Annotated in this window: 8 protein-coding genes; 5 read left to right on the plus strand and 3 right to left on the minus strand. The window is 66.9% G+C overall.

The annotated features are described in order from the left end of the window. Position 1: 1 nt before the first annotated feature. The 3 genes from gspG to K3A84_RS15755 are packed head-to-tail and all read right to left on the minus strand — an operon-like array spanning position 2 to position 3351. Complete coding sequence (gene gspG, locus K3A84_RS15745) at positions 2 to 430, minus strand: type II secretion system major pseudopilin GspG (RefSeq protein ID WP_225010308.1); 429 nt, start codon at positions 428 to 430, stop codon at positions 2 to 4. Beyond that, positions 427 to 1647, minus strand: coding sequence for a type II secretion system F family protein (locus tag K3A84_RS15750; RefSeq protein WP_225010309.1), 1221 nt, complete (start codon positions 1645 to 1647; stop codon positions 427 to 429). The genes gspG and K3A84_RS15750 overlap by 4 nt, the downstream gene beginning before the upstream one ends. Before the next feature lie 6 nt (positions 1648 to 1653). After that, positions 1654 to 3351, minus strand: a complete 1698-nt coding sequence (locus K3A84_RS15755; RefSeq protein WP_225010310.1) for a GspE/PulE family protein — start codon at positions 3349 to 3351, stop codon at positions 1654 to 1656. Between the two features lie 305 nt (positions 3352 to 3656). Between K3A84_RS15755 and K3A84_RS15760 the strand changes: the two genes are divergently transcribed. The 5 genes from K3A84_RS15760 to K3A84_RS15780 are packed head-to-tail and all read left to right on the plus strand — an operon-like array spanning position 3657 to position 10149. Further along, positions 3657 to 5396 carry a ShlB/FhaC/HecB family hemolysin secretion/activation protein gene (locus K3A84_RS15760; RefSeq protein ID WP_225010311.1) on the plus strand — a complete coding sequence of 580 codons (1740 nt, stop codon included), beginning with the start codon at positions 3657 to 3659 and terminating at the stop codon, positions 5394 to 5396. Then, the gene (locus K3A84_RS15765; protein ID WP_225010312.1) at positions 5396 to 7165 is read left to right on the plus strand and encodes a MotA/TolQ/ExbB proton channel family protein; all 1770 of its coding nucleotides are present in this window, start codon (positions 5396 to 5398) and stop codon (positions 7163 to 7165) included. Before K3A84_RS15760 ends, K3A84_RS15765 begins: the two co-directional genes overlap by 1 nt. Before the next feature lie 12 nt (positions 7166 to 7177). Beyond that, complete coding sequence (locus K3A84_RS15770; RefSeq protein ID WP_225010313.1) at positions 7178 to 7582, plus strand: ExbD/TolR family protein; 405 nt, start codon at positions 7178 to 7180, stop codon at positions 7580 to 7582. Between the two features lie 10 nt (positions 7583 to 7592). Next, entirely contained in the window at positions 7593 to 8330 is a 738-nt protein-coding gene (locus K3A84_RS20555; RefSeq protein ID WP_225010314.1) for a TonB C-terminal domain-containing protein, read from the plus strand. Between the two features lie 43 nt (positions 8331 to 8373). Continuing rightward, the gene (locus tag K3A84_RS15780; protein WP_225010315.1) at positions 8374 to 10149 is read left to right on the plus strand and encodes a putative porin; all 1776 of its coding nucleotides are present in this window, start codon (positions 8374 to 8376) and stop codon (positions 10147 to 10149) included. Positions 10150 to 10159 lie beyond the last annotated feature (10 nt).

A 10159-nucleotide genomic window follows, 5' to 3' on the forward strand; every position in this document is an offset into this window, starting at 1 on the left:
TTTACCAGTTGCCCAGATCCTTGGCTTCGCCATCGCCGCCTTCGGCGTTGTCCGAGCCATAGCTGTAGATGTCGATCTCGCCGTGCTTGCCGGGGTTGCCATAGCGATAGGGCTGGCCCCACGGATCGTTCAGCGCCGAGGCATTGGGCAGGTAGGGCCCGCGCCAGTTGGGCATCGCCTGCGGCTGCGTCACCAGCGCCGTCAGGCCCTCCTGGTTGTTGGGATAGCGCCCGGCGTCGAGCCGCAGCAGCTTCATCGCCGCGTCGATGTTCTTGACCTGCACCTGCGCGGTCTGGCTCTTCGAGCTGGACAGGTACTTGATCACCTGCGGCCCGACGATGGCATAGAGCAGGCCGAGGATCGCCAGCACCACCAGAAGTTCGAGCAAAGTGAAGCCATTGGCTTTTATCGCGTTGTTTTTCTTGATCATTGCGCCACTGCCAGATCGTTGAAGCCGAGGATCGCAGCCATGATCGAGGCGACCATTGCCGCCACCATGACCCCGAGGGAAACGACGATCGCGGGGGTCGCGATCGCGATGGCGCGTTCCAGACGCACCTTGACGTCCCGGTCGAGCACCGTCGCCAGCCGGCCCAGCATGGGGCCAAGCTGCGAGGTCTCCTCGCCGGTGCGGATGAAACTGAGCGCCATGGGGCCAAGCACCTTGCGTTCGGCCAGCGGCGCGGCGAGCCCGCCGCCCTGCCGCACGAGGTCGGCCACTTCGCCCACGCCCTTGTTCATGAAGCGGTTGGCGATCGTGCGCCGCGCCAGCACCAGCGCGGCGGGCAGCGGCACGCCGCCGTCGATCAGCGCGCCCAGCGTGCGGGCAAAGCGCACCGTCTCGATGTTGCGGACCAGCGTGCCCAGTTGCGGCACGTCGAGCACCGTGCGGTCGAGCGTGGCGCGCGTGCCCGGCTGCGCCAGCATCTGCCGCGCGGCGAACACGCCGCCTGCGATCACCGCCAGCAGGATCAGCCCCTGTTCGCGCACGAAGCGGCTCAGCCCCATCACCGCCAGCGAGGCGGCGGGCAGCTTGCCCGGCGGGGCCGAGGCGAACAGCGGCTCGAACTGCGGCACCACGAACAGCAGCATCAGCGCGATCACGCCGAGCGCGATGGCCGTCAGCGCGATGGGATAGGTCATGGCAGACGCGATCATCCGGCGCTGCTCGTCGGCCTGCTCCAGCATCTGCGCCAGCCGCGCCATCGCCTGCCCCAGCTGGCCATTGGCCTCGCCCGCTTCGGCCAGCGCCGGGGCAAGGGCGGGGAACACGCCGCCTTGCGCATCGAGCGCGGCGGACAGCGGCGCGCCTTCGCGCACGGCGGAGAGTACTTCGCCAAGGCGCGGGCGCAGCAGCGGATCGTGGACGTTGTCGACCGCGATGCCCAGCGCGCGGTCGAGCGGAAGCCCCGCCTGCAACAGCACGCCGAGTTCGGCAAAGAAGTTGGTGGCAAGGCGGCGCACCTTGCTGTCCGCCCCCTTGCGCCTGGCCCCTCGCGCGGCCTTGCCGGTCAGTTCGACCACCTCGATCGGCTTCAGCCCCGACTTGCGCAGCGCCGACAGCGCGCCCTCGCGCGCCGTCGCCTCGATCCGGCCGGAGACTTGCGCGCCGGCCCGGTCGAGCGCGCGATAGCGGAAGGTCGGCACTTTGCCTCAGTCCTCGCTCGACACGCGCAGGACTTCCTCCAGCGTGGTCAACCCGCGCCGGGCCTTGTCGATGCCATCGCTGCGCAAGGTGCCGAAGCCTGCCTTCGCGGCGGCCTGCGCCACCTTGCGCGTATCGGCGCGGTGGAGGATCAGCGCGGCCATGTCGGCGTCGATGCGGATGAACTCGAACACCGCCATGCGGCCCGCATAGCCCGTGTGGCGGCACTGTTCGCACCCCACAGGCCGCCAGAACATGCGCCAGCCGTCCTCGAGATCGCCCTTGGCGACACCGAGCCGGGCCAGAACCGCCTTGTCGGCCTTGTACGGCTCGCGGCAATGCGGGCACAGGCGGCGCACCAGCCGCTGCGCCAGAACGCCGGTCAGCACGCTCGACAGCAGGAACGGTTCGACCCCCATGTCGAGCAGTCGCGTGACCGCGCCCGCCGCCGTGTTGGTGTGCAGCGTGGACAGGATCATGTGCCCGGTCAGCGCGGCCTGCACCGCGATCTGCGCGGTCTCGGTGTCGCGGATCTCGCCCACCATCATCACGTCGGGGTCCTGGCGCAGGAACGAGCGCAGCGCCGAGGAGAAGGTATAGCCGATCGCCGGGTTGACCTGGCTCTGCACCACGCCGGGCAGGCGATATTCGATCGGGTCCTCGATCGTGGTCAGCTTGCGTTCGTGCGAATTGAGGTGTGCCAGCGCGGCATAGAGCGTCGTTGTCTTGCCCGACCCGGTCGGCCCGGTGACGAGCATGATGCCATGCGGCTGCGTCAGTGCGCCCAGGAATTGGGCTTCCAGATCAGCGTCAAAGCCCAGGGTCTTGGGATCAAGCGCGAGCTTCGACTTGTCGAGAATGCGCATCACCACGCTCTCGCCGTGGATCGATGGCGCGGTCGCCACGCGCAGGTCGATCTCGTGCCCGCGCACGGTCAGGCGCAGGCGGCCATCCTGTGGCAGGCGCTTTTCCGCGATGTTGAGATTGGCCATCACCTTGATGCGGCTCACCACCGGGGCGCGCATCGCGGCGGGCTTGGGCGGCATCTCGCGCAGCACCCCGTCGACGCGGAAGCGCACCGCCAGCCGGTCGTCGGCGGGTTCGAGGTGGATGTCCGAGGCGCGCGCATCGACCGCATCGGCGATCAGGCGGTTGACCGCGCGGATCACCGGCGCATCGCTCACCAGATCCTTGAGGTGTTCGAGATCGGCCTCGTCGATTTCGTCCTCGACGTCCTCCTCGGTCTCGGCGCGGTGGAGGCGGTCGATCCCGGCGTCGATATCGCCGCCGCGCGCGACGAGGCGCTCGACGGCAAGCCCGGTGGCAAAGGCGATCCCCGCCGCCGCGTCTTCGTCGAGCGGGTTGGCCATCGCCACGCGCACCACGTCGCCATCGATCGAAAGCGGCAGCGCGCGCCGGTCGCGCAGGAAGGCGTGGCTCAGGTTCGCGATCAGCGGTGCGGTCTCGGGAAAGGTCACGCCATCGACCAGTGGCAGGCCGGTCGCGCGCGCCAGCGCCTCGGCCAGCGCGTCCTCCGATATCAGGCCGAGCCGTGTCGCCACCTTGTCGAGCGTCTCGCCCGTTTCGACCTGCACCAGTTCCGCGCGCGCCAGCGCCTCGTCCGACAAGCCCGTTTCGCACCGCAGCACGGCGGCAAGACCGCTGTGGGCCGCAGGGGCGGTGATGGGGTCGGCGAGCGAAGACATGGTTGAGACGTGCCCTGGGCGAAAACGGCGAAGCGAAGCCATGCGCATCGCGCCGCCCCCTTCCGGGCGCCCGTTTATGCGCGTGATGTGACAGAATGATTTCGATTTCGCTTCGATGAAGTCGTGCGCCGTGAATGAAATATGTTGACCAAAAACTGTAATATTCGTTTCAAACCGGACCAAAAGGCAGGACTTGCTGTCGAGAGAACCTGTCACAAAACCAATTTCGTCTCAAAAATTACACATTGGGGGACCAATGCCGCGCCGGAGGAATCACGGGGGCATTTCTTCCATGTGGCGGGGCAATGATCATTAACGCACAACCTTGGTCGCGCCGCGCTGCGGTGGTTGCGCCCGCGCTGGCTGTCGCCCTGACGGCGGCGCCTGCCTGCGCGCAAGAGGCCGCGGCGCCTGTTGCAGCGCAAGATGCGGCGCCCGCCAATGCCGAGCCGGAAGCGTCGGGCAAGTTCACTGTCGATTCGATCGAGGTTGTGGGCGCAACCGCGCTCAGCGCCGACGAGATCGAAGGCATCGTCTATCGCTACACGGGCGAGGGCCGCACCGCGGCCGACATCGAAGCCGCGCGCAAGGCCCTGCAGGACGCCTATGCGGCCAAGGGTTATGAAGCCGCCGTCGTCGATATTCCGGCGCAGGACGAAGCCTATGCGCGCGCCGGGATCGTGCAGATCCGCGTGTCCGAAGCGCCCGTCGGCGAAGTCCGCATCGCCGGCGCGAAGCACCATTCGACGGATGCCTTGCGCGGCCAGCTCCCCGCGATCCAGCCGGGCAAGCCGCTCAACCTGCGCGCGCTGCAGACCGAGCTGGTGCAGGCCAACCGCATTCCCGACCGGCAGGTCCAGCCGAGCTTCCGCCCGAGCAAGACCGAAGGCGCGATCGACGTCGAACTGAAGGTCAAGGATCAGCTGCCGTTCCATGGCAGCGTTGAACTGGGCAACGACAACAGCCCGAACACGCATCCGCTGCGGCTGGCCGCTTCGGCGCGCTACACCAACCTGTGGGGGGCCGGGCACACCGTCTCTGCCTCGTACATCGTCACGCCGCAGGACCGGAAACAGACCGAGGTCATTTCGGGCTCCTACAACGCGCCGATCCTGGGGTCGCCGTGGTCGCTGGTCCTGTTCGGCTACAAGTCGAACAGCAACATCGCCGCGCTGGGCGGTACGCAGGTACTGGGCAACGGCTGGCAGGTGGGTGCGCGCGCGATCTACCGCCTGTCGGGCGAACGCGTCGACCAGTCGTTCTCGATCGGCCTTGATTACAAGGACTTCAAGCAGGATATCGTCATCGCGTCGAAGGTCGCGAACAAGGCGCCGATCCGCTACATCCCGGCGGTGCTGGGTTATTCGTGGTCCTATGCGGGCGACAAGTCGCAGTTCGACGTCAACCTCAACGCCACCTTCGGCCTGCGCGTGGTCAAGCGACTGGAATGCACCGATCTTGCCGGTTCGACCTGCACGTCGGTCGAGGACCAGTTCACGATCAAGGACTATAACGCGCGCGAGAACTTCACGCACGTCAACGCCGACATCAGCGCCACGCGCCTGATTGCCGACGACGTCAGCCTGATCGTCAAACTGGCGGGGCAATATGCCGACAGTCACCTCGTTTCGAACGAGCAGTTCGGCATCGGCGGTGAATCGACCGTGCGCGGCTACTTCCAGTCGCAGGCCGTCGGCGATCGCGGCATTGCCGCGACCTTGCAGGTCGATGGGCCCTCGCTGGCAACATACCTGCCCGATTTCGTGGGCGAGTTGCGACCCTTCGTGTTCTTCGACAGCGGCATCGCCAGCCTGATCGACCCGCTGGTCAATCAGGAATCGACGTTCCGCCTCGCCAGCATCGGCGGCGGCATCCGCTATCGCCTGTTCAAGCATCTTTCCGGCGGCGTCACGGTGGGCGTGCCGCTTCTGACCAACACCACCACGCGCGCGGGCGACACGGCCACGGGCAGCAGCTTTGGCGCTCCCGTCACCGGCCGTGCCGGGCACCCGCGTATCACCTTCTCAGCCAGGGGCGAATTCTGATGGCGTACACTTTCTTCGGGCGCGAGCGCCGGGCTCTCAAGAGCCTTGCCGCGCTGCTTTGCCTGTTGATCGCAGGGGTCGCGACCCCCGCTTCGGCCTGGTGGAACAAGGATTGGACCTACCGCAAGGCGGTGACCGTCGACACGACCAGCGTCAGCGGTCCGGTCGGTCGCACGCTGGTGCTGGTCCGCCTGCACAACGGCAACTTCACCTTCACCGAATCGCTCGAGAACGGGGCCGACCTGCGCTTCGTCGATACCGACGACAAGACCCCGCTGGCCTACCACATCGAAGGCTTCGATCCGAAGTCGGGCGTGGCGACGGTGTGGGTTTCGGTGCCCGTGCTGAACGGCGGCGAAAAGAAGCAGATCTGGCTCTATTTCGGCAACCAGAACGCGCCGGTGGGTGAAGACGCCAAGGGCAGCTTCGATCCCGATTACACCGCCGTGTACCACTTCGGCGAAAAGCCGGGCGAGGCCAGCAAGGACGCGACGGCCAACGCCAACAACGCCACCAACGCACCTGCGGGTTCGGAAGACAGCGCGATCGTGGGCCATGGCGCACACTTCGTCGGGCAGGGCGGCGTGACCATCGCGCCCACCCCGTCGCTGGCGATGACGGCTGGCGCGCCCTTCACCTTCACGGCCTGGATCAAGGCCGAGCAGCTTTCGGGCGAGCAGCAGATCCTGGGCCGTGGCCCGCTGTCGATCGGCGTGGCCAACGGCATGCCGTTCGTCGCGCTGGGCGCGGCCCGCGCCGCCGCGACCGCGCCGGTCAAGCAGAACGACTGGACCCACATCGGTGTCGTCGCCGATGGCCAGACCATCAAGATCTACGTCAACGGCGTTGAAGCGGGGGCTGCCTCGGTCGCGCTTCCGGCCATCGATGGCCCGATCATGCTCGGCGGCAACTTCATCGGCTCGATCGACGAAGTGCGCCTGTCGAAGAGCGCGCGCCCGGCATCGATGATGATGACCATGGCCAATTCCGAAGGCCCAGCCAACAAGGTGGTGGTCGTTGCCGAAAGCGCCGAAAAGGCGGGCGGCAGCGCCAACGTCATCGGCTTCATCGTCAGCAAGCTCGAACCCGTCGACGCCGTGATCATCGCGCTGTGCATGGTGCTGCTCACGCTCGCGATCTGGCTGATGGTCGCGAAGACCCGCTACCTCAACGCGGCGGAGAAGGCGAACAGGCAGTTCTTCAAGCGCTTTGCCGAAATGCACGAAAATCTCGTGCCCGTGGCGGATGTCGCCGGGGTGAGCCAGCCCGAAGCGGCCTACATCACCAAGGCTTCGCCGATCGCGCGGCTCTACAACATCGGCATCGAGGAGCTTGACGTGCGCCGCAACGCGCTGGGCGCGCGCCCGCTCTCGGCCGAAGCGATCGAAGCGATGCGCGCCGCGGTCGATGCGCAGTTCGTCGATGAAAACCAGAAGCTCGACAAGATGATGGTGATCCTGACCATCGCGATCTCGGGCGGTCCCTTCATCGGCCTGCTCGGCACCGTGATCGGCGTCATGACCGTGTTCGGCGGCGTGGCCATGGCGGGTGACGTGAACGTCAACGCCATTGCGCCGGGTATCGCCGCCGCGCTGCTCGCCACGATTGCGGGCCTTGCCTGCGCCATCCCGTCGCTGTTCGGCTACAACTACCTCAACGGCCGCATCAGCGCGCTCGCCGACCAGATGCGCGTGTTCATCGACCGCCTCATCACCCGCCTTGCCGAAATGCAGGCTGATGCCGCCGAAGCGCGGCAGGCTGCGGAATAAGGAGCGCGTGCGATGCAGGTAGGTGGCGGCCGCAAGGCCTACGACGACATCAACATCACGCCGATGCTCGATCTGGCATACGTGCTGCTGGTGATCTTCATCCTCATGGCGACGGCCTCGGTGCAGGGCATCAAGGTCGATCTGCCCAAGGCGAGTTCGGCCAAGAGCCTCGTCCAGCCCAAGACCATAGCCCTGACCGTCAACGATCAGGGCCAGGTCTTCATGGATGCGTTCCCGGTCACGCTGCCCGATCTCGAAACGCGCCTGCGCAACGCCAAGGCGTCGAACCCGGAAGTGCCGATCGTGCTCAAGGGCGACACCACCACGCAGTACGGCAAGGTGATGGAAGTGCTCGACCTGTGCCGCAGGCTCGATCTGTCCAAGGTCGGTCTCGTCACCGGCAAGCCCGGCGCCTGACGGACCTGACGTGACCACCACAACCCCTTCCGCGCCGCCCCCGCAAGGGAAGAACGACGGGTTCGATCCCGATGCCGGGCCGTCGCTGCTGTCGCGGCTGCTGCCGGTGGGCGCGATCGTACTCGTCGCGCTTGGCGGCTGGTGGCTCTATGGCCAGATCACCGCGACGGGCACGGTGAAGGTCGACAACGAACCGCCCGCGATCAGGGCGGAGATGCTGCCGCCTCCGCCGCCCCCGCCACCGCCACCTCCGCCGCCGGATACCCCGCCGCCACCGTCGCCCGATCCCAATCCGGCGCCCAATCCCGAACCCGCGCCCGCGCCCGACCAGCCCGCGCCGATGAAGATCGACGGGCCCGCGCAGGCCGGCACCGATTCCTATGGCATGAGCTCGGGCAAGGGCGGTGGCATGGGCGCAGTCGGCGGCACCGGCACGTGCGTCGGCCCCACCTGCGGCGGCGGTTCGCCGATCGCGACGGGCTTCTACACGCGCTACCTGTCGGGCGCGCTGCAGGACCGCATCCAGGACAACGACAAGGTCAACCGCCAGATCTTCACCGCCGATTTCTCGGTGTGGATCAACGCGTCGGGCCAGGTCACGCGCGCCGAACTGCTGCGTTCCAGCGGCAACGGCAAGCGCGACCAGTTGCTGCTCGCCATCCTGCAGGGCGTGCGCGGCCTCGATGCGCCGCCTTCGGCCCTGCGCTTTCCGCAAAAGATCACCGTGAGGGGCAGCCGTGGCTTCTGACCCGGCAACCCCCACGGCCAAAACGAACAACCGGAGTTTTCCGATGCGTAGCACGCTTCACCGTTCCACCGCGCTGGCCCTGAGCATCGCGGGCCTTTTCGCCGCTGTGCCCGCTTTCGCGCAGGCCGATGCCGCCGCCAGCGCAGGCCAGCCTGCCGCGGCCGCCGCGCCGTCGCCCGATGCGATGACCAACCTCATCCGCCTGCTGGTGGCCAAGGGCACGCTCAGCCAGGCCGATGGCGATGCGCTGCTGGGTCAGGCGCAGGCCGAGGCCGCTGCCGCGCGGGCTGCGATTCCCGTTCCGCCGCCGCCCCCGCCGCCGGGCGCGGTGCGCGTCGCCCACGTGCCCGAAGCGGTGCGCGCGCAGATCCGCGACGAGATCCGCCAGGAAATCATGGCGCAGGCCGCGACCGAAGGCTGGGTGACCAAGGGCCAGGCCGCGCCCGAATGGACGCGCAAGGTGCGCCTGTACGGCGACGTGCGCGTGCGTTCGCAGTCTGACCTCTATTCGAAGCTGAATTCGCCCTACCTCATTGACTTCGCCAGCCTGAACGCGAACGGTCCGACCCCGCTTACGACGGCTGCGGATCTGGCCAACGTCACCAAGATCAACAGTACGCAAGATCGCGTCAACCGCCTGCGGCTGCGCGCGCGCCTCGGCATCGAGGCCAACGTGCTCGAAGGCGTGACCGTCGGCGCAATGGTCGGCACGGGCGACGATAACAGCCCGATCACCGAGAACGTCAGCCTTGGCGGCGGTCTCGCCAAGCGCGACCTGTGGCTCGATACCGCGTTCATCAAGCTTCAGCCCAAGTCGTGGGCCACGCTCACCTTCGGGCGCTTCGAGAACCCGTTCAACACCACCGAAATGCTCTACGACGCCGACCTGCGCTTCGATGGCGTGGCAGCAAAGCTCGCCTACGACGGCGTGACGGGCAATGGTTCGAGCGTGAGCCTGACCGGCGGGGCCTTCCCGATCGACTACGGCAATTCGAACTTCCCCAACATCTCGATCGACAAGCAGCGTTACCCGAGCAAGTGGCTGTTCGCGGGCGAACTCGCCTACAAGGGTGAGGTTGCCGACGGCCTGTCGGTCCGCGCCAGCGCCGGGTTCCACAGCTTCAAGAACGTGCAGGGCAAGCTTTCGCAGCCCTGCAACATGGACTTTGGCAACTTCTGCTCGACCGATGGCCTGACGCCGCTTTCGCTGCGCAAGGGCAACACCGTCTTCACCATGCGCAACCACGTGACCAATTCCACGGGGATCTATCCGCAGGTGTTCGGGCTGAAGTTCGATTACGACATCCTCGACCTCAACCTCGCCGCCACGGCGAAGGTGTCGGACGAGGTTTCGGCGCGCCTGTCGGGCAACTACGTCAAGAACCTCGGTTTCCACCGCAAGGACATCTGCGGCGGCGAGTTCGACACTGCCGCGGCGACGCTGCTCGAACCCTACAACAACTACGGCACCGACGGGAACGGGCTGCACATCTGCACCAAGACCAATCCCGCCAGCTTCATCGGCGGCAACACCGCGTGGCTGGTCAACGCCCGCCTCGGCCACGATGTGGTCGACAAGCAGGGTTCGTGGTCGGCCTTCGCCGAATACCGCTACGTCGAAAGCGACGCGGTGCTCGATGCCTATACCGACAGCGACTTCCACCTCGGCGGCACCAACGCCAAGGGCTACATCCTCGGCGGCGAATATGGCCTGCGCGATGGTCTGGCCATCGGCGCGCGCTGGCTGAGCTCGAACGAGATCGCGGGCGAACGCCTCGCGATCGACGTGCTCCAGATCGACCTGCGCGCGCGCTTCTGACCTCACGCTT

The sequence above is a fragment of the Novosphingobium percolationis genome (assembly GCF_020179425.1).
Taxonomy (GTDB): domain Bacteria; phylum Pseudomonadota; class Alphaproteobacteria; order Sphingomonadales; family Sphingomonadaceae; genus Novosphingobium; species Novosphingobium percolationis.

What these genes read in the sequence shown, in the direction of transcription:
- K3A84_RS15760 (WP_225010311.1), top strand. Translation starts at nt 3,657, where the DNA reads ATGATCATTAACGCACAACCTTGGTCGCGCCGCGCTGCGGTGGTTGCG.
- K3A84_RS15755 (WP_225010310.1), bottom strand. Translation starts at nt 3,351, where the DNA reads ATGTCTTCGCTCGCCGACCCCATCACCGCCCCTGCGGCCCACAGCGGT.
- K3A84_RS15770 (WP_225010313.1), top strand. Translation starts at nt 7,178, where the DNA reads ATGCAGGTAGGTGGCGGCCGCAAGGCCTACGACGACATCAACATCACG.
- K3A84_RS15780 (WP_225010315.1), top strand. Translation starts at nt 8,374, where the DNA reads ATGCGTAGCACGCTTCACCGTTCCACCGCGCTGGCCCTGAGCATCGCG.
- K3A84_RS15765 (WP_225010312.1), top strand. Translation starts at nt 5,396, where the DNA reads ATGGCGTACACTTTCTTCGGGCGCGAGCGCCGGGCTCTCAAGAGCCTT.
- gspG (WP_225010308.1), bottom strand. Translation starts at nt 430, where the DNA reads ATGATCAAGAAAAACAACGCGATAAAAGCCAATGGCTTCACTTTGCTC.